The sequence below is a fragment of the Acidovorax sp. FHTAMBA genome (assembly GCF_038958875.1).
Lineage (GTDB): Bacteria > Pseudomonadota > Gammaproteobacteria > Burkholderiales > Burkholderiaceae_C > Acidovorax.
The window spans coordinates 1,980,232-1,999,644 of the sequence record NZ_CP152407.1 but is presented as its reverse complement, the minus strand read 5'-3'; the positions used below and the strand labels follow the sequence as shown (position 1 = coordinate 1,999,644).

22 protein-coding genes are annotated in these 19,413 nt (G+C 66.2%); all 22 read left to right on the top strand.

Annotation, left to right across the window (positions count from 1 at the left end; genetic code table 11):
- The first annotated feature begins 196 nt into the window (after positions 1–196).
- The 22 genes from AAFF19_RS09375 (at position 197) to AAFF19_RS09270 (ending at position 19,344) form a co-directional block, all read left to right on the top strand.
- Positions 197–1,696 (top strand): DNA cytosine methyltransferase, encoded by a 1,500-nt coding sequence (locus AAFF19_RS09375; RefSeq protein WP_038201450.1) that lies wholly within the window; start codon positions 197–199, stop codon positions 1,694–1,696.
- A gap of 307 nt (positions 1,697–2,003) precedes the next feature.
- Complete coding sequence (locus AAFF19_RS09370) at positions 2,004–3,581, top strand: ATP-binding protein (RefSeq protein ID WP_038201447.1); 1,578 nt, start codon at positions 2,004–2,006, stop codon at positions 3,579–3,581.
- A 317-nt stretch (positions 3,582–3,898) separates the two neighbouring features.
- Complete coding sequence (locus AAFF19_RS09365; RefSeq protein ID WP_038201445.1) at positions 3,899–4,456, top strand: hypothetical protein; 558 nt, start codon at positions 3,899–3,901, stop codon at positions 4,454–4,456.
- Positions 4,457–4,792: 336 nt separating this feature from the next.
- The gene (locus tag AAFF19_RS09360) at positions 4,793–5,017 is read left to right on the top strand and encodes a hypothetical protein (protein WP_038201441.1); all 225 of its coding nucleotides are present in this window, start codon (positions 4,793–4,795) and stop codon (positions 5,015–5,017) included.
- Between the two features lie 26 nt (positions 5,018–5,043).
- The gene (locus AAFF19_RS09355; RefSeq protein WP_038201438.1) at positions 5,044–5,436 is read left to right on the top strand and encodes a hypothetical protein; all 393 of its coding nucleotides are present in this window, start codon (positions 5,044–5,046) and stop codon (positions 5,434–5,436) included.
- A 100-nt stretch (positions 5,437–5,536) separates the two neighbouring features.
- Entirely contained in the window at positions 5,537–6,004 is a 468-nt protein-coding gene (locus AAFF19_RS09350) for a hypothetical protein (protein WP_038201435.1), read from the top strand.
- Between the two features lie 109 nt (positions 6,005–6,113).
- Positions 6,114–6,818: a hypothetical protein gene (locus tag AAFF19_RS09345; protein WP_038201432.1), complete on the top strand. Its 705-nt coding sequence runs from the start codon at positions 6,114–6,116 to the stop codon at positions 6,816–6,818.
- Positions 6,819–6,899: 81 nt separating this feature from the next.
- On the top strand, positions 6,900–7,616 hold the full coding sequence (locus tag AAFF19_RS09340; protein WP_038201429.1) for a hypothetical protein: 717 nt from the start codon (positions 6,900–6,902) through the stop codon (positions 7,614–7,616).
- A 96-nt stretch (positions 7,617–7,712) separates the two neighbouring features.
- Positions 7,713–7,991, top strand: a complete 279-nt coding sequence (locus AAFF19_RS09335) for a hypothetical protein (protein ID WP_038201426.1) — start codon at positions 7,713–7,715, stop codon at positions 7,989–7,991.
- Between the two features lie 117 nt (positions 7,992–8,108).
- Positions 8,109–8,414 carry a hypothetical protein gene (locus AAFF19_RS09330; RefSeq protein WP_038201423.1) on the top strand — a complete coding sequence of 102 codons (306 nt, stop codon included), beginning with the start codon at positions 8,109–8,111 and terminating at the stop codon, positions 8,412–8,414.
- Positions 8,415–8,837: 423 nt separating this feature from the next.
- Positions 8,838–9,650: a hypothetical protein gene (locus tag AAFF19_RS09325; protein ID WP_038201420.1), complete on the top strand. Its 813-nt coding sequence runs from the start codon at positions 8,838–8,840 to the stop codon at positions 9,648–9,650.
- A gap of 266 nt (positions 9,651–9,916) precedes the next feature.
- Positions 9,917–10,756 (top strand): phosphoadenosine phosphosulfate reductase family protein, encoded by an 840-nt coding sequence (locus tag AAFF19_RS09320; protein ID WP_038201417.1) that lies wholly within the window; start codon positions 9,917–9,919, stop codon positions 10,754–10,756.
- A 439-nt stretch (positions 10,757–11,195) separates the two neighbouring features.
- Positions 11,196–12,113 carry a DUF3577 domain-containing protein gene (locus AAFF19_RS09315; protein WP_038201414.1) on the top strand — a complete coding sequence of 306 codons (918 nt, stop codon included), beginning with the start codon at positions 11,196–11,198 and terminating at the stop codon, positions 12,111–12,113.
- Between the two features lie 57 nt (positions 12,114–12,170).
- Positions 12,171–12,860: a DUF3275 family protein gene (locus AAFF19_RS09310; RefSeq protein ID WP_038201411.1), complete on the top strand. Its 690-nt coding sequence runs from the start codon at positions 12,171–12,173 to the stop codon at positions 12,858–12,860.
- Positions 12,861–12,955: 95 nt separating this feature from the next.
- Positions 12,956–13,279 carry a hypothetical protein gene (locus tag AAFF19_RS09305; RefSeq protein WP_038201825.1) on the top strand — a complete coding sequence of 108 codons (324 nt, stop codon included), beginning with the start codon at positions 12,956–12,958 and terminating at the stop codon, positions 13,277–13,279.
- A gap of 100 nt (positions 13,280–13,379) precedes the next feature.
- Complete coding sequence (locus AAFF19_RS09300) at positions 13,380–13,787, top strand: hypothetical protein (protein WP_038201408.1); 408 nt, start codon at positions 13,380–13,382, stop codon at positions 13,785–13,787.
- A 76-nt stretch (positions 13,788–13,863) separates the two neighbouring features.
- The gene (locus tag AAFF19_RS09295) at positions 13,864–14,205 is read left to right on the top strand and encodes a hypothetical protein (protein WP_038201405.1); all 342 of its coding nucleotides are present in this window, start codon (positions 13,864–13,866) and stop codon (positions 14,203–14,205) included.
- 114 nt (positions 14,206–14,319) lie between these two features.
- Complete coding sequence (locus tag AAFF19_RS09290; protein ID WP_038201402.1) at positions 14,320–14,976, top strand: hypothetical protein; 657 nt, start codon at positions 14,320–14,322, stop codon at positions 14,974–14,976.
- A gap of 14 nt (positions 14,977–14,990) precedes the next feature.
- Positions 14,991–16,169, top strand: a complete 1,179-nt coding sequence (locus tag AAFF19_RS09285) for a DUF6094 domain-containing protein (RefSeq protein WP_281173386.1) — start codon at positions 14,991–14,993, stop codon at positions 16,167–16,169.
- Positions 16,170–16,221: 52 nt separating this feature from the next.
- The gene (locus AAFF19_RS09280; RefSeq protein WP_342721722.1) at positions 16,222–16,539 is read left to right on the top strand and encodes a methyltransferase; all 318 of its coding nucleotides are present in this window, start codon (positions 16,222–16,224) and stop codon (positions 16,537–16,539) included.
- 98 nt (positions 16,540–16,637) lie between these two features.
- Positions 16,638–16,949 carry a hypothetical protein gene (locus AAFF19_RS09275; protein ID WP_038201390.1) on the top strand — a complete coding sequence of 104 codons (312 nt, stop codon included), beginning with the start codon at positions 16,638–16,640 and terminating at the stop codon, positions 16,947–16,949.
- A 112-nt stretch (positions 16,950–17,061) separates the two neighbouring features.
- Positions 17,062–19,344 carry a helicase-related protein gene (locus AAFF19_RS09270; protein WP_038201387.1) on the top strand — a complete coding sequence of 761 codons (2,283 nt, stop codon included), beginning with the start codon at positions 17,062–17,064 and terminating at the stop codon, positions 19,342–19,344.
- Positions 19,345–19,413 lie beyond the last annotated feature (69 nt).

The following is a 19,413-nucleotide window of genomic DNA, read 5'->3' as shown; positions in this document are numbered from 1 at the left end:
GCCGGCCCCAGCCACGACATGGGCCGGGTGTGATTGCTTGATGAGCAGCCGGTTCCAGCGACGACCGGGCCTGCCACAGCCCACGGGTGGTTCTGTCCTCCCGAGCCGAAGGCCGCAGGGCCTTCGGCGCCTTTCTCCTGCCCATCAACGTCCCGGCCCGGCTTCTGGCCTGGGCCACACGAACAGGAGACCCGACATGAACCCGCAACCTGGCACCCCTCGCGGTGCGCCGCGCAACGCGCCGCTGCTGTACGGCAGCGTGTGCAGCGGCATCGAGGCCGTGAGCCTCGCCTGGCATCCGCTCGGCCTCGAAGCCGCGTGGTTCGCCGAGATCGAGCCGTTCCCGAGCGCCGTGCTCGCCCACCGTTACCCCCGCGTGCCCAACCTGGGCGACATGACCGCGATCGCCCGCCAGGTGCGCGCCGGCACCGTGCCGGCGCCCGACATCCTGGTCGGCGGCACGCCGTGCCAGTCGTTCAGCATCGCCGGCGCACGCGGGGGCCTGGACGACCCGCGCGGCGCCTTGACCCTTGCCTATGTGGAGTTAGCCAATGCCATCGACCAAACCCGCCGCCAAGACCGCCGCCCGCCGGCCACCCTCGTCTGGGAAAACGTCCCGGGCGTCCTCAACGACCGCAGCAATGCCTTCGGTCATTTCCTGGGCGCACTGGCCGGAGAAAGCCGTGCGCTCGAACCGCCAGGGCAAAAATGGGCGCACGCTGGTTGTGTGTCTGGACCCCGGCGCAGCATCGCCTGGCGCGTGCTCGACGCTCAATATTTCGGTGTCGCCCAACGCCGCAAGCGCGTGTTTCTTGTGGCAAGTGGTAATCCTGATCTCGATCCCGCAGAAGTACTTTTTGAGCGCACGGGCCTGCGCGGGGATTCTGGTGCGGGCTTCGCGCCGTGGCAAGACGCTGCCCGCGCTGCTGGACCTGGCGCTGCGGCAGCAGGCGGACATGCGGGACTGAAGCAGCCCTACGGCAAGGTGACGACGACGTTCGGGTTCGGCAATGGATGCGGCCCGTCCGATGTGGCCGCGAGCCTGCTGGCGGCCGGCCCGAAACACGACATCTGCACCGAGACATACCTGGTGCAGTCGGTCGCTGGCGGCATCAGCCACACGCTGTGCACCGCCAACGGCGGCAAGGGCTGCGGCGAAGATGGCACGGGCAAGGGTGTCCCGATCATCGCCTTCACGGCCCAGGGCTGCGGCGCCGATGTGACGGTGGGGAGGACGCCGACGCTGCGTGCAGGCGGGCATCGCGGCAGCCATGCGAACGCGGGCGTGGTCCCGGCCATCGCCTTCGCGCAGAACTCGCGCGGCGAACTGCGGCTGGAATCCGGTCATGGCCAGGTCGCAGGGGTTCTCTCGACGGGGGGTGGCAAGCCGGGCCAGGGCCGGCCGATGGTGCTCGGCGTGGTGCCAGGCCACGGGGCGCATTTGCGCTACGACTGGAATGAGCCCGGCCCGGGGGATTGGTCGCAGTGGCGGGTGCGGCGGCTGATGCCCACCGAGTGCGAGCGGCTGCAGGGCATGCCCGACGACTACACCCTGGTCCCGTACCGCGGCAAGCCCGCCGCGGACGCCCCGCGCTACAAGGCGATCGGCAATTCCATGGCCGTGCCTTGTGTCGCATGGCTGGGCCAGCGGCTGGTGCAGTGCCTGCACAAAACGGGATCGACCGCTTCGGATTGATGCACGACGCAGCCAGCAGGCCGCGCCATCCTCGTTCCTGCATAGCCGAGCATCGGCAACTGCCAGCAGCCACGGTCGTTCAGGCTGCGCCGCGGGTTCCCCGCGCCGACCGTCCTTGTCCGCATCGCATCGTGCCGCGGACACGCGCCCGACCAGGGCGTTGATGCCGCTTCTTCAACGGGCCGCCGAGCCCATCCCCCTCCATACCGGCCCATTCCCGCCCGCCACGCCATCGCGGCGGGCATCGGCGTGTGCCGCTTCTTTCCAGCGCCCCACCGGCGCATGACCTCATCCAAGGAGCCATGCCATGACCACCATCCGTCTTCAAACGAACCAGAACCGCCTGATCGCCACCCTGCGCCATGCGTTCACCCCGGCCTCGATGCTGGGCGAGCTGTTGCAGAACGCCCGGCGCGCCAAGGCCCGCCACATCCACATCACCGCCGAAGGCGACACGCTCACCGTCAGCGACGACGGCGAGGGTATCGCCGACCTCCAGGCCCTCATCTGCATCGCCGAGTCCGGCTGGGACGAGGAACTGAAGGCCCGGGAGAATCCCTTCGGCATCGGCGTGCTCTCCACGCTGTACTTCGCGCGCAGCCTGCGCGTGCATTCGCTGGACAAGGCCTTTCGCGCCGCCACCGCCGCGATCATCGGCGGCGACGAGGTGGAGGTGATTACCGCGCCGGCGCGCATCGGCACCGAGATCCGCCTATGTGGTGTCGAGCCGCCCTACCAGGGCCCGACGCTGACCGAGTGGGTCGAGCAGCAACTGGTGCGGCTGTGCGAAGCCTTCCCCGTCCGCGTGACCTTCAACGGCACGGAGTTCGACCGGCCGCTGTCACGGCCTGGTCTGCCCTGGCGGGACACCGCCGTCGGCCAGGTTCTCATCGACTTGAACGGGGCACCGTCGCAATACCGTTGCTATCTCCAAGGGCTCCCCATCGGGTCTGTCCCTTCGTCGCCGGACCACCAGATCGTGGTGCTGCGCGACGACATGATCGCCCGCCCGCCGGACCGGCGGCATCTGCTCAATGAAGACGAGGATCACAAGCGCATTCGGGCGGCGGTCGAGGAGGCCTTCCGCCAGGCGTTGACCGAAGCCAAGGACCGGTTGTCCGGTGCCGAGTTCGTGATGCAGTACGCATCCACGTGCCTGTCCTCATCGAACGCGGATCTGCTCAACGATATTCCCTTCGTGCCGCGCAGCTGGTTCCGTGACTGGGCCCATGAGCCGCCGGGCTTCCGCACCCATTGGGGCCGGTACTGGGATCGCCACCAGGCCGAAGGCGTCGTCGCCCGGGAGGCGCTCCAGGAGGTCGGCGTCTGGGCCATCGACGCCGAAGACGACGAGGATGTGCCGACCGCCGAGGTCTATCTGGCGGCCAGGCAGGTTTTCCTGCTGGAGGAGCACCGCCTCGATGGCGGCCACTGGCTGATCGAGATCGTCAACTTCGCGGACCCGGCGCAGATCGGCATCCACCATGGCGCGGTTCTCCACGCGGACGACTGCCTGCCGCTGCACGGTGACGCCATCGGCGTCACCCTGGTCGGAACGCTGGCCGCCAGCCTGGGAAATGAATCCCGCGAGTATGCAGTGGCCGCCATCCGCAGGCATGGAATGCTCTACGTGGCACCCCACGCGCACGACGTGACCAGACTCATCTCCGATTACGTCTTCGACGACCGCTACGACGAAGAGCGCGAGGACGAGGATGCGCAGACCATCGCCACGTTCATCGCGGTCGGTTGCTCGGACTCGCCCGCCCGTGCCATCGAGGAACTGCTGCCCACGTCCTGGCGATTCTCAAAGCAGCCCAAGCTCGCCGGCGCCACCGTGTGCCTGGGCTTCGACGGTGAGGGCAAGCTGGCGAGCGTGCAGTGATCCCCCTTCAGCTCCCTCCGGGGAGCTTTCTCTTGGGCTGCGGCAATCCGGCCGCGATGAATCCAGATTGCCGGATGACGCACGCGGGTGCTGGGCCGATGCTCCTTCGCATGTGTCGCTGCCGTGGCAGCACCATGCCCGCAGCCAGGGTGTCGAGGCTGCCGTGGGTTCCGCCCACGCCACCCGCCAGTTCGCCCCGGCATCCCACCGGCGAACGCTGCCCACCGGGGCATCGATGCCTCCTCTTCTCCAACCCACGGGATGGTCGCCACATCCCGTAGGGGCGTGTCGCCACCCGGTCGACTTCAGGACTTCCCATGGAAACCATCACCCAACAAGACCGCATCACGCTGAAGAACCTCAAGGTGGCGGATTTCGCCAGCGAAGAAACGCTGTGCTTCACCGCCACCGTCGTGTTCGACGGCACTCCCATCGCCGAGGCCCGCAACGACGGGCATGGCGGCTCGACGTTCGTGCGCGCGCTGCAAGGCCAGGCCGCGCTGCTGGCCCAGGCCGAGGCATTCGCCAAGGGCCTGCCGCCGGCCACGCTCGACCTCGAACGCGAGGACGAGGAGCCGCTGCGCATCGACATCACGCTCGACTTCCTCGTCGACCAGTTGGCCGACGCGATGCACGCGGAGCGCAAGCTGCGCACCGCGTTCAGCCGCGACATCGGCAACAAGGTGCTGTTCATCAAGGACGGCAAGCTGAAGTTCCTCAAGGGCATCAAGCTCAAGGCCATCGCGGACCGCAAGGCGTACTTCGCGTCGCTGCGGGCCCGGCAGGCCCAGCCCATCGTCATCCTCGCCGAGCTGCCGCCGGACGAGGCATTCGCGCTGTGGAAACAGCATGTCCTGGGCGACAAGCCCCGCTGATCCTGCGCCACCGCACCGTCCTCACAGCCCCGCACGCGATGCGGGGCTTTCTTTTTTGCGCGCGCCCATCAATCGGGAGCGGGCCGGGTGCCGATTTCCGGCTGACGCGCGCTGGCCCCCGGACGAAGCTGCCCGCATGTGTCGCTGATCCGTCAGCACATGCCAGCAGCCAGGGTTTCCAGGCTGCCGCGGGGTTCTCTCCGCGCCACCCTCCAGTCCGCCATGCATCGATCCTGCGGACGAGCGTCCTTGCGACGCCGATGCTTGTTCTTCAACCGCCTGCGGGAGCTGCCATCCCGCGAGGGACAAGGCCCCGCCTCTTCAAGGAGCCCATCCATGTCCCAGAACCCCTCTTTCGGCCGATCTTTCGGTCAATTGGCCTTGGTCTACTGCGGCAAGTTCCTGCCGCTCGAAGTCCTGCACAGTGCCGCGGGCCACTACATCGGCACGCGCGACACCGAAGGACCCGTTTCACGGGAATCCTGCGAGTACTTCCGCAGCCATGCCGCAGCGGAACGCGCCCTCGAAAGAGGCGGCTGGTCCCAGCTCGCCAATCCCTGATGGATCAACTCTGCAAGGAGTCTGTCATGCGCCAGCTTCTGCCATCGGACATCGTCGAACAGATCGCACGGGAGGAGCGGCATTTCGCTGCTGCGCCCAAGGCGTTTCTCCAAGCCTGGAAGCGGGGTGTGCGGCTCGCCGGACCGCAATGGTTTGGCGACGGCACCCCCGAAGGGCTGAACCAGGCACGGGACAAATGGGATCTGTGCCCGGATGTACCGAGGATCAGCAAAGCCCTCAGCGTCCTGAGCGGCGGGGAACGCATGTTCCTCGCCGCCATGGTCAGCTTCTACAACGAGCGCAAGGGCGGCACGCTGCTCAAGCGCTGCGGCTTCCATGGGCTCGCCGACTTCGGTGGGCTCGACATGGAACGCCGCGGTGTGCTTGCCGACCTGCTGCTGCACTACGGCGGCTGGTGAGCCCACCCGGCGCACCACCGCTGTTTCCTTCATCCCACCCCACAAGGGACATGCGCCCCCGTCCGGGGCCATGTCCCTCTTTCTCTTCACAGGAGCGAACATGTCCCCTACCCCTTCCATCGCGGTCGTTCTCGAAGGCGGGCTGGTACAGGCCTTTATCGTGCAGAACTGGCCCGCCCACCTCGCGCTGCCCCGCGTCGCCATCGTGGACCACGACACCGAAGGCGCGGACCGCGAGGAACTGACCCGCTTCCACATCGGCAATGATGTCGTCGAGGCCTTCTGCCGGGGCGAAGATCCCCTGGTCTACACGGACCAGGCGGATGTGCTGTCACCCGGCGCGGTGCTGTCGGCCATCGGCCAGCCCATCGACGACGAAGACGCCGACGACCCGCCAGTCGTCAAGCTGCGCGAACTGCGCAAATACATCGTCGATGCCGACGAACTGCTCATCAAGTCAGACCAGTCGCCGACTGGCGAGGACTATGAGCAGTTGTACCAGCTTGTCCACGACAGCCTGGTGGAGGTGCTGAAGGCCATGGGCGATCCCACGGACTTCGGCGGCTGATCCCGGCCAGCCAGCCATCCATCGAATCCACGCCCGGATTCGGTGCCTTCCCCTGCGGATGCCATCGTCCGCATGGGCCTGGCTCCGCCTTCACATCGCAGGAGCCACCATGGCCAACAACTACTACGACGCCACTGGCGTTCTCGTTCTCGACCGGGTGACACCGGTCATCTCCGCGCTGTTCGGCCGCTTCCGGCTGGAAGGATCCCATCCCGGCAACGGCAGGGCTTACATCGCCCGCCTCTCCGAGGCGCACGTTCCCGAGTGGGACGGCGTGCTGCTCGACCTCATCACGCTGGCTGCGCAACTCGACCTTCCCGCACCAGAATCCGACGACGCGCAGGACGACAGCGACGACGTGTCGATCCAGGTCATCCTCGACCTGCTCGCCTCCCGCTTCGGTGCGCAGGAGGACACGGATCTTCTGAACCTCATCGAGCACCACGGATTCAAGGGCGAGGCGGACCTCGAAGCCCTGTTCTTGCTCGCCACCGCCTTCGACGACGGCCACCGGCTGGTGGCCATCGAGTTCGAGGGCAGTTGGTATTGCAGCAAGCCCTTGCTGTTCGAGTTCGGCGGTGCGGCCAGCTTCCTGAGCCGCGAGGTCCGGGTGTTCCGCGGGTCATCCACCGCCATACCGCTGGGGCAGGCACTGCGAAAGGCCGTCGTCGACCACGATCCCGAAACGGCTGCCGCGCTGATCGACAAGGAGACGCAGGGCCTGTTCGCAGGCATCCAGGACGACCACTTCCGCATGGGCGTGCGCCAGCGCGTTGCCGAACGCCTGGCCCGAGCGCCGGCCGCCCGCACCTGACGCCCTTTTCGTTTTCCACCCACCGGGGTTTCACTCCCCGGCGGGGAGTGGCCTCGGTATTCTCTACGGAGGAACCATTCCATGTCCGAGTCCAACAACCCCTTCATCCGCGGTTATCGGAATCTGCGCACCATCCGCACATTGCTCATCACCTACGAGGACGACAGTCCTCCGGTCTGGCGGACTCTTCATCCCACCCAGGCACATCTGCCCGACGATCAGGTGGCGCAGTTCCCGTGCCTGGTCGGAAAGGACTTCGCGCTGATCACCGAGGGACAGGAAGTGCCCGAGGAACTGGAAGCGCAAAGCCAGGCCGACGGTATCGTGCGTTCGGTGGTCTATGCCATCGAAGGAGAAGACTTCGACGGACGCCGCGGACTCGTAGGCGACACCTACTCCGAGGAAGCGGCTCGCGAGGTGATACGGCGGCTGAGCTTCGAGACCGGTATCTACAGCCGGTGCTGGGAAGTCAGCAGCGCGCACATCACCGAGGAATCCGGCCACTATCTGGCCGAGCGGGCCGACATCGACACGCCCGAGGCCTTCCTGTTCATCGCCTTCCGCATCCCGTACAGCCCGGCGGTCGGCGTCAAGCTGCTCACCACGCCGTGGACGGACGAGAACCTGATGCAGGCCGAAGGCATCACCGCCGGGCAATTGCGCCAGGAGCATCTTTCCAGGGGCATGCCCGAAGACCTGGCCCATGTGCTGGCGCTGGCCGGCCAGGCCGATGTGCGCATCCTCATCCTCGACGCCGACGCGCCTGTGCTGCCGGGCCTGCCGCTGGCCGGGCCCTGACGGGCTCGCACCGCGCCAACTTTCTCTTTGTCATCCATGCCGGCCCGTCTCCCGCCAGGGAGCCGGGCTGGACCCCTTTTTCACAGGAGCGATTTCATGTTCCCAGACCTCATCACACCTGCCCTGGACTTCGAGCAGCAACTCGGTGCCTGCGTCAGCGCCATGTGCCAGGACGACGCCATCGGCCAGACCCTGGTGTTCGAGCGCGACAAGGGCATGCTGCACATGCGCCCCATCGCCATCGACGACCTCGTGGACACCGACATCGACCGCTACGACATGGTGGTGTTCGACGGCGGCACCCTCAGCGGCGACAGCTGGAAGCACGTGTTCTTCCCACGGCAGCGCACGCACTGCTTCGTGTGCGGCGCCTGACACCTCCAGCCCCTCACTTCAATCGAGGGGCTTTTTCTCGGCTCGTCGCGGGGCGCGATACCGTCGGCCGATGACCGCGCCGGCCTGGATCTGGAGAATAGTTGCACAATCAGCACCATGAGCCCCGAGAGTGAGAAGCACGACATGGGCCGTCGATACGTCGGCTGGGCCGTGCTGCTGTTCGGCACGGTCGTCGCTGCGTTCGGCGCGCGCGACGTCGTTGGCTTCGAACCGTTGCCCACTGTGATCTCGCCGGAGAACATCCTCGCGTTTCTCGATTTCCGGCGTTACTTTGGGATCTGGCCCGGGCTGTTGGGGATGGTGACGGGCGTAGGTTTTCTCGTGGTCGGGCTGCTTGTGTTGATGGGCTTGGGCATCAAGTCTGTGCCGGGCCACGAGGAAGTGCCGCCTCCAACCGACTGACGCAGCAGCTTCTGTCTGCAGGTCCCTTCGGCTTGGGGCCCGCACGATGCTCGTACCGGCCTTTTCTTCAGGTTCCAGCACCGATTGCTTCCGGCGCAGTACGCGCACAGTTCCGATCCTGGGGCGCTTAGTCGCCTCCCACCGCTATTTCTTGACGACTTCCTGCTTGCTGCAGCGCAGGAAAGCGGGCGAGATGCGGTGCCGTTTCCTGTGAGCGGGCCGCCTTGTACCACGCCATCCTTGCCCCTATGTTCGTCGGCATTGCCGACACATGCCCAGGCAGCCGAGACCTTCGAGGCTGCAGGTGCGGGAAACCGCGCTGGTCGTTTCTTTCCACGGGCGCGCCGCGTCCATCCACGCCACCCCCAAGGGACCCTTCCCTTGCGGGCGGGGAGTCCCTTGTTCTTTCTCAAGGAGATTCCCATGGACCGTTCCTTCATCAAGTCCCTGATGCCTTCGCTCGTCGCAGGCCACGTGCCTCGCAACGTGCGGTCGTTCAAGTACCGCGTGTTCGACGATCAGCCCCAGTCTTCGGCACTGGGCTTCGCCATCGACCCCCAACCCTTCGACGGAAAAGTGGTCGCGGCCAACGACGACGCCATCGTCGTCAAACTCAAACCCAGCGAGTTCGCGGTGCTCGATCCCAACCTGGTGACCACCGTCCCCAGCGAAGGCGCCAAGGTGCATGTCCAACCCTACGCACGGCGCCGTTTCGATGGACTGCGCGCGGACACTCCTCAAGAGCGCACGGAGATGACGTCCGACGGCGTTCCCTACACCGTCAAGACGCACATCCTGGGCTCCGCGCCAGCCAAGCTGCCCATTCCCGCGCCGCAGTGCATGGAACTGGGCCAGCTCATCGAGCAGTTGGAGGAGATGCCAGCGCCCGACGGCTTCCGGCGCATCACCCACATGCTGGTCGATGCGGGCGCCCGGGATTTCACCTGGGTCGATCCGAAGCCGTCCAAGATCATCGAAACGCCTCCGGCGATCAGCTTCACGGTCTCGACCGCGAAGTTCGAGGGCCGGGTGACGGTGCTGTACGACCGCGCGGGCGACGTCTACGTGGTGGAACTGCACCGCGACGGCGAATTGGTCGAACGGCACGACGAGGTGTACTTCGACATGCTCGGCGAAGTGCTGGAGCGGCTCATCGACGACGGGCGCTGGCGCCTGATCGGCGTGAGCGTGATCGACGCGAAGGCGGCCCGGCAGCGCCAGGCCGCCGCGGCATGAAGCCTCGCACCGAAGCCAGGCGGCTCTTCTTCACTCGCCTCCTGCACACCGCGGACGATCTGATGCTGTCTGCCACCGCCACGCACCTGTCGTGGGAGGTGGCTGCACCGGCATAGCGCGGCATCAGCCGCTCGTCCCTCGCGGCCCCCACCGGGGGCTTTCTCTTTTCTCCGCACCGCGGCCATCACCGCGCGTGCGCGCTCGTCTCCGGCCGCCATGGCCTGCCTCGCCGGCCCACCCGCCGGCATGCCGCCAGAGACAACCGCATGCACGACCCGTTCAAGATCACCCAACCGACCTGCATCAGCTTCAGCGGCGGGCGCACGAGCGCCTACATGCTCTGGCGCGTGCTGCAAGCCAACGACGGCCTTCCTGCCGACACCGTGGTCTGCTTCGCCAACACCGGCAAGGAAGTAGAAGCGACCCTGCGCTTCGTGCGAGACTGCGCCGAACACTGGCGGGTGCCGATCCACTGGCTCGAATACCTGCCCTCGGAACTGGGCTTCGCGTTGGTCGACTTCGACCGGGCCAGCCGGCAGGGCGAACCGTTCGAGGCGCTGATCCGCAAGCGCCAGTATTTGCCCAACCCCGTGGCGAGAGGCTGCACCAGCTTGAAGATTCGCCCGATGCACCGCTTCCTGCGGCATCTGGGCTGGACGGACTGGGACCAGATGATCGGCATCCGCGCCGACGAGCAGCGGCGCGTCGCCAAGATCCGTGCGCGCGGCCACTCCACCGAATCGACGCACGAGACCATGTGCATGCCGCTGGCGGACGCCGGCGTCACCGTGCGCGACGTGGGCGCCTTCTGGCAAGCGCAGCCGTTCGACCTCGACCTGCTCACGGTGAACGGACGCACGCTCGAAGGCAACTGCGACCTGTGTTTCCTGAAGCCGCGCGGGCAGCGCCTGGCCCTCATCAAGGCCCGGCCCGAAGCCGCTGTCTGGTGGATTCGCATGGAGTCCCTGAACCTGGCGAGCAAGCCCAGCGGCGCTCGGTTCCGGGCCGACGGCCCCAGCTACGCCGACCTGGCGCGCTTCGCCGCCGACCAGGGGGATCTGTTCGACGCCGCCGAAGAGCCGATCGCCTGCTTCTGCGGCGATTGAAGGCGGCGCCAGCGTGCGCGCCGCCGGCTGGCGGCTGGTCGGCACGCGCGGCGGCGGCGTCTGGAGCCGTCCGAGCCGCCCCCGCACCGACACCCCCGAGCACCTGCGCGGCCCCAAATGCCTTTGGCAGGCGCCGGGCGGGGTGGACAAAGGGAAGCACCCGGATGCCGATTGATTGCTGCCGCGCGCGCGAGGCCTGGTCATGCTGCCTCCATGCCTGCTGACGTGTTCAGCGACATGCCCGGCAACCATCGGTCTTCGAGGTTGAGGCGCAGCGCCCGCTGCGTGACCGAGCCAGCTCGCACCGCATCCATCCGCGAGCGGCCACCAGTCTCTGGTGGCGGATGCTTTCGCCTTCTCAACCCACCGCGGGGTTACGCACCTTTCCCCGCATGCGTGGGCCGGTGTGTCTCCGCCTTCTTCCCAATGGAGATTCACCATGAACACCCCATCCAACGAGAAATCGTACTTCGACCTCCACACCTCGGGCATCGGCTATCTGCAGCGTGCCCGTGAAGTGCCTGTCAAGGGCGGCCGCCGTGCCCAGCCCTTCCTGGCATGCACCATCGCCGCGCTGGTCGGTCCCGCCCGGGACCCGAGCTACCGCTACATCGATGTCAAGGTCTCCGGTGCCGAGGCCAAGAAACTGGTCGAGCGCCACATCGGCGTTGACGATCCCAAGCAGCGTCCGCTGGTGCGGTTTCGCGTCGGCGACCTGCGCAGCGATCCCTACATCCGCGACAAGGGTGAGCACAAGGGCAAGGTTGCCGCGTCCATCAAGGCGCGGCTGCTCAAGGCCGAGCTGATCGACCGGGCCGAACTGGCTTCGATCCAGCAGCACGAGCTGATCACCCGCGGCATCGGCTATCTCAATCGTCCCGAGGATGTCAGTCCCCCGGATGGCGACCCATTCCTCGCATGCTCCATCGCCGCACTGGTGGGGCCTGTCGATGAACCGGAGTATCGGTACTTCGACACGATCGTCGGTGCTCCCGAGGCCGAGCATCTGGTTCGCCGGTGCGTCCAGGCCATCGAGGGGGACCGCAAGGTGCTGATCGCCTTCCGTCTGAACGACATGAAGATCGATCCGTACATTCGTACAAAGGGCGAGCACGCTGGGGAACCGGCCGCGAGCCTGGAATCCACGCTGGTCCACATCGGTCTGATCAAGATCGACGGCACCCGGGTCTATCCGACGAGCCAGGCGCAAGCCGAGGCGCCGCCGGCCGAGGACGCACCCGCGCCCGAAGCCGGGGACGCCGCCGACACCGCCGACACCGCTGCCGAGCAGCTTGCCGAGCGCGAGCCCGCAGGCGAAGTCGAGGAGCAGGCGCCGGCATTGGCTGCTTCGTTCTGATCCGGCATGGCCCCTCACGGGGCCTTGCCTTTTTCCTGTTCCCCAAGGAGAACCATCATGGCAGCCACATCGGCACCCACAAGATCAGTCCTGCCCATCGTCGTCCCGGGCCAGCTCACGTTGCGGACCATCCGCGGCAAGAACGGTCCGTTCACGGTCGGTCGCCTGGCCACACCCATCGGCGAGTTCGCCGTCAAGGATGCGGAACTGGAGCAGTACCCCGAAGGCAAGTACGACGGGGATTTCGTCATCCGCTACATCTTTGCGAAGTCCTATCCGGTCGCGGGCGGCGCGCGGTTTGAAGTCCGCGCCAGCCTGGACGGGATGACGCTGAACGGCATCGACAAACTGAGCCGCGACGAGGCCCGCAGCTTCGCTCCGCAGGAGGTTGATCCGCTCGATGAAGAGCAAGGGACGCAGCCTGCGGCATCGCCGGTCAAGCCCGCCAAGGCATCCAGGCCCGCCAAGCCCGCACCCGTGCAGGCGTCCGTGGACCCGCTGGTCGATACCACACCGTTCGGTGCGGATGCACCGCCGCCCGCTGCGGTCACGGCCCCCGGCAGTGCCGAAGATGGCGATGCTGCACTGTTCGGCATCCTGTGGCCGCTGGGTGAGTCCGTGAAACTTGATTCGACCATCGACCGCCGCGCCCTGCGCGCGCAGATCGCCCGCCTGGGCGAACTGGGCTACGCACTGGACTTCAAGACGCAGGAGTGGAGCCGCGAGGCCGAACTGCAACCTGCGTGATCGCAGACGCCGCATCCGCGGTGTTCTTCATCCACCCGCCGGGGCTCCTTCCCCATGCGGGGGAGGCCTCGGCTTTTTTTCTGGAGGTCTCCATCATGTCCACCATCGCTTGCGATACGCCCCGTTCCGCACTGGATGAACCCGCGTGGCGGGCTCTCTGCAAGACGGCTGCCGCACACGCCCAGCGCGGCTGCGGCCTGTCCTGGGACCACTGGGTCACGCTTTTCAGTTCGGAGATCGACGCGCAAGCCAGTCGGTTGCCGGAAAGCCAGCGCGTTCATGCTCTGGAAATCGCGGCCCAGGAATGGGACTACGCAACACCTGCCGAGCGGCAGGAAACCCAGGACTGGCTTGCCGAAAACGGCTTCTGCACGCACGGCATCGAACTGGGTTACTGCCCGGCCGGCTGCGGTTCCTAGTCTGCACTGGGTTCCATCGCCGCACACGCGGCATTCCATCACCCGCTGGGGGTTCTCCCCGCGGGGAGACCTCCGGCTCCACTTTTCACGGAGGCCTGTCATGGGCTGGTATTTCTCTCCTCAATCGCGGTCTGAACTGATCGCGGAGCTGATCGCACCGCAAGAGACCGAGCGCGGCAGCGCGAAGGTCATCGCCCACACCCTGCGCGGTAACGTGCTGTGGTCCGTGATCGAAATGACCGCCAAGGTCGAAGGCTTGCATCATGATCTCGCGCCGGGCCAATCCCTGCGTTACATCCGCTGCGACCTGCTGGAAGGCAGTGGCCGCCAATGGGGCTACAAGCCGATGGACGAGTCCATGCACCCGTTCTACTACTCGTGCCCACTGTCCTATCTGGATCTCGCGCCGGAGCAGTCCGCCCAATGGCGTGCAGGCGTTCGCGCCTACCACGCGCAATCGAGCTCACCCACGGCAGCCGCGGCTCCCGCCGCGGAACTGACGGCCTGAGCATTTTCCCTCCGCCCATTGGGACGGCACTTGCCCCTGCGGGCGGTGCTGTTCCAGCTCATCCATGCACACCACCATGAGTCAGCACCTCTTCGAAACCCATCACAAGGGATTTCCCATCACCGTGATGATCGGCTGGGATCGGCCGCTGCGCTACTTCTTCCTGACCATTTGCAAGCCTGCCGAGTTGATCGACAGCGCCATGAAGGTCAAGGACGAGGATTTCCTGTACAGCAACCTGCACGAGGAAGACCCGTTCGGCCACGGCCTGGACTACTACCGTGCAGTCCTGGGCCATTTCCACATCGACGTGCCCGACACCATGTTCACCGAAGTCCAGCAGGACTACGTGGGAAATGTCGGCAATCGCGTCGTCAAGCACCAGGCCGACGGTTCGTTCGCCGAACTGGGAGCCTGACGTCACCTGCGGCGCAGTCGAGGCATCCGCCCCAAGCACTGCGCGCTCCTTCATCCTTAACGGGGCATTCACTGCCCCTGCGGGCGGTGCGCCCCTCACATCGAGGAAACCACCATGCCTGCCACTTCATCCGACCAGCCCCTGTACCGCATCGACGAATGCAGCGACCTCATGGCCGATGCCTGCGTCTGCGGGGACCAGGGCGACCTGATCTTTCTCTCGGTCTGGGCGCGCGACACCGCCATCCAGCAGTTCATCGGGCGGCTCACCCTGGGTCGCAGCGAGGACGGCCTGGACCAGTTCCACGTCATCACCAGCGAAGGCAGCTCGCTGCCCGTGTTCGTCGGCTCGGTCGAGCGGCTGGAAAAGCGCCTGACCCGCAGCTATCGCCGCACGCTGTTCGGCTCGATGGTCAATCTCTGGCTCTTCGACCGGCGCTGCATCCGGCCCGACAAGAGTTCGGCCAGCGCCTTGGCGCTGCTGCCGCGCTCCGCGGCCGATCCCACGTCACGCCTGTGGCACCTGGTCAAGGACACGTGCCCGCTGCCGCTGCTGGACCACTGGCAATCGCCCGTCCTGGCGCTGCTGCGCGAGCGCGAAATGCTGTGCTCCCTGCCCGTGGCCCTCGGGCCGCTGCAAGGGTTCCGGCTCGCCATCGACGTGCCCGCGCTCACCAACGCGCTGGGCGACCTCATCCGCCAAGGCGTGCTCGCCGCCCATCCGACCCAGCAGCCGGCTCCGGCCGCGCTGGAGATGGCGGCCACCGCCTGACGTTGCCGCGATGGATGCGTGCCCTGCGCGCATCCATCACTTCCTTCATACCCGCCAGACAGGAGATTTCCATGGCATTGATGTTCCCCAGGCTCGCTCGGAATTTCGCCAAGAACGGCTACTACCCGACCGACGCAACCACCCTCGAAAGAACCCTCGGCGCACTGGCGCCCGCAGACTCCACATCCAGCGGGTCGATGTGCATTCTTGATCCCTGCGCAGGCGAAGGCGTTGCCATCGCCGAAGCCGCCCATGCCCTCGGGCCTGAGCTGGCCAGCGCCTATGCGGTCGAGTTCGACCAGGAGCGGGCCAGCCATGCCCGGCTGCTGGTCGATCACTGCATCCACGGTGACCTGATGGACACCATGATCTCGCGGCAGGCCTTCGGCCTCCTGTGGCTCAACCCGCCCTATGGCGATCTCGCAAGGGACACCAGCGGCAACCTGGGCTACGAAGGCAAGGGCCGCGCCCGTCTGGAAAAGCTGTTCTACCAGCGCACGCTGCCCCTGTTGCAGTACGGCGGCATCCTTGTCTTCATCCTACCGTCCTATGTGCTGGATCAGGAGATGGTCGGCTGGCTGACACGCCATTTCACGGACCTGTCCGTGTTCCAGGCGGCGGACAAGCAGTTCAAGCAGGTCGTGGTGTTCGGACGACGTGTCCGGCAGCGCGACCAGGCCGGCGATGACGTGAAAGCGTTCCGCGCCCGGCTGCTGCAAATCGGCCTGGGCGAACAGGAGGCGGATGAATTGCCGTCCGAATGGACGCTGCTGCCGTATGTGGTCCCCACGGCCCAGGCCGAGCCGGAGCATTTCTACCGGATCAGCATGGAGCCGGAGCAGTTCGCCGATGAAGTGCGGCGCCTCAACGGCCTGTGGCCCGCGTTCGAGACCCACCTCGGCGCGACCCAGCAGACCTTGCGCGCTCCGGCACGTGAATTGTCCAAATGGCACCTGGCACTGGCCCTCGCGGCCGGTGCGATCTCGGGTGTCGTGAAGTCACTCGGCGGCCGCATCCTGGCCGTCAAGGGCGACACGTTCAAGCAGAAGTCTTCCGCGGTGGAGTACCGCGAGCGCGACGACGGCTCCTTGGCCGAGACCCGCATCCTGACGGACAAGTTCGTCCCGGTGATTCGGGCCTGGGACCTCACGCCCGGCTCGGCCACGCTGGGCCAGGTTCTCACCATCCATTGATTCCCAAGGGCGGCTTGCCGCCTGGTCTTCATCCCTTGCAAGGAGTATCCCCATGCTGTTCATCTTTCAGGGGCGCAAGCCCCCAGTTCAACCGCTGTTCGCACTGGGCACGCTCAAGCTGAGCGAGAAGGTGCATTGGCTGGCGAGCAAGAGCCTCATCGATCCTTTGCCCTTCGTGCAGCGCCATCTGCGCGGCGACTGGGGCGAGGTCAGCGAGGCCGAGCGCCAGTCGAACGACGTCGCGCTGGAACAAGGCGCGCCGATGACGTCGCGCTTCCAGATCACGCCACGGCTGTTTCTGGTCGTCATCACCGGTGACGACCAGCGCATCACGGTCGTGCAATTGCCCGAAGAAATGGCATTGATCTGATCGCAGAACGTCCGCAGCCGCGGCGTTCTTTCTTTCCACCCACCGGGGTCTGCGCCCCGATGGGGCGCCATGGCCCTTCCATCTCCAAGGAGCCATCCATGGCACCCGAATCCGTCTTCATCAGCCTTGTTCCCAATGTTCGCTTTGACCCGGGCCAGATCGTCATGACCAATGGCGTGTCAGCACTGGTCCAGCAAGGCCGTCTCAATCCCAACGTCTATCTGCGCCGCCATCTCGGTGGCGACTGGGGCGACCTCGACGACAGCGACCGGCGCCAGAACGACGCCGCGCTGAGGTCGGGCGAGGACCGTCTGTTCTCGGCCTACGAGGTCGGCCCGAACCTGAAGGTCTGGGTCATCACCGAATGGGATCGCAGCGTCACCACAGTGCTGCTGCCCAGCGAGTACTGATCGTCGTCATCACCGGCCAGGTCCCGAATCCGGCCGACCTTTCCTTCCCACCCTGGGGCATGCCATCGCCCCTTGGGGAGTGGTGCATGCCCCGTTCTTCTGGAGCATCACCATGAACGCGCAAGCCATCGAAGCGGCCCCGGCCGCTGATATCTCGTCCCCCGTGGACGATCTGCTCGAACAGGAATCGTCCGAGCTGTCCATGAGCCTTCAGGACTTCGTTTCCGAGTTCGGGGACGAGCTGCTGGAATCCCTCAACCGGGCGAACCCGCCCGTCTACAGCGGCACGCCGCGCCCGCACCGCCAGCTGGTGCTGGCCGGGCTGAAACGCCAGTTGTTCCCCGCCCAGGCCGAGGTCGTGCATGCGGCCTCGGAACTGCTCGTCAACCAGGGCGAGCGGGCTGTCTTCGTCAATGGCGAGATGGGCACCGGCAAGACCACCATCGGCATTGCGCTGGCGGCGGTTCTGCACGCCGAGGGCTACCGCCGCACGCTGGTCCTGAGCCCGCCGCACCTGGTCTACAAGTGGCGCCGGGAAATTCTCGAAACCGTCGCGGGCGCGAAGGTCTGGGTGCTCAATGGCCCGGACACGCTGCTCAAGCTCATCAAGCTGCGCGAGCAGTTGGGCGTGCCTTCGCCGGCGCAGGAGTTTTTCGTCCTCGGTCGTGTCCGCATGAGGATGGGGTTCCATTGGAAACCCGCCTTTGCGCACAAGCGCACCCGCCACGGCGACGTGGGAGTCTGCCCGCACTGCGGGGAGGTCATCACCAACCTCGACGGCGAGCCGATCCCTGTTCAAGAACTGGAGGCAGAAGAGTTCCGCCGCAAGTGCAGCGGCTGCGGCGGCGCGCTGTGGACGCTGATGCGTCCACGGGCCCTCTCCGGCAGCGATCAGTCCTCGGCCGTACTGCGCGCCCTGAAGCGCATCCCGACCATCGGCGAAGCCACCGCGCAGCGCCTGATGAAAACCTTCGGGGACGGCTTCCTGGCCTCGATGCTCGGCGACAACCTGCACAACTTCATCAACCTGATGGACGCGAGCGGGAAGCTGGTGTTCTCCGATCGCCAGGCGCACCGCATGGAGCGGGCCATGGCGAACATGGAGTTCGGCTTTGGCGAAGGCGGCTATCAGCCCAGCGAGTATGTGAAGCGCTATCTGCCGCGCAGCACGTTCGACTTACTCATCGCAGATGAGGCCCACGAGTACAAGACCGGGGGTTCCGCCCAAGGCCAAGCCATGGGCGTCATCGCGTCCAAGGTCCGCAAAACGGTCTCGCTCACCGGCACGCTGATGGGCGGGTATGCCGACGATCTTTTCCATTTGCTCTTCCGCGCGCTTCCGGGCCGCATGATCGAGGACGGCTACATCCCCGGCCGCAACGGCAGCATGAACGCCGCCGCGATGGCCTTCATGAGGGATCACGGGGTCTTGCGGGATATCTATTCGGAGTCCGACGGCCCGGCGCACAAGACGGCCAAGGGCAGCAAGGTCACGGTCAGAACGGTCAAGGCTCCGGGCTTCGGCCCCAAGGGTGTGCTGCGGTGCATCCTGCCGTACACCATCTTCCTGAAGCTGCGCGACATCGGTGGCGTTCTGCCGCCGTATGACGAAGAGTTCCGGGACGTGGCGATGAGCGCCGAGCAAGGCGAGGCGTATCAGAAGCTGGCTTCCAGCCTGACGCAGCAGCTCAAGGAGGCCCTGCGCAAGCGGGACACCACCTTGCTGGGCGTGGTCCTCAACACGCTGCTGGCGTGGCCCGACTGCTGCTTCAGGGCGGAGACGGTGCGCCATCCGCGCACGCGCGAGGTGCTGGCCTTCACCCCGGCTCAGTTCAACGAGCTCCAGGTGATGCCCAAGGAGCGCGAACTGATCGACATCTGCCGCCAGGAGAAGGAAGCGGGTCGCAAGACCTTGGTCTATTCGGTCTATACCGGCACGCGGGACACCACGAGCCGGTTGAAGATGCTGCTGGAGCAGGAAGGTTTTCGGGTGGCGGTGCTGCGCGCGAGCGTGGATGCCAGCCAGCGCGAGGACTGGATTGCCGAGCAGCTGGACCGGGGCATCGACGTTCTCATCACGAACCCCGAACTCGTCAAGACGGGGTTGGATTTGCTCGAATTCCCCACGATCGTGTTTCTGCAATCGGGGTGGAACGTCTACACGCTGCAGCAGGCCGCGCGCCGCTCCTGGCGCATCGGCCAGAAGCTGGCCGTGAGGGTGATCTACCTGGGGTATGCCGCCTCTTCGCAGATGGCATGCCTCGCGCTGATGGCCAAGAAGATCCTCGTGTCCCAAAGCACGTCGGGAGACGTGCCCGAGTCCGGGCTGGATGTGCTCAACCAGGATGGTGATTCCGTCGAGGTCGCACTGGCCCGGCAGCTTGTTGCCGCCTGATCCCATGCCAACGCCGGCCTAGTGCCGCCGGCTTTCCGTTGTTTCCACCTTGCAGCCACGCCCACGATC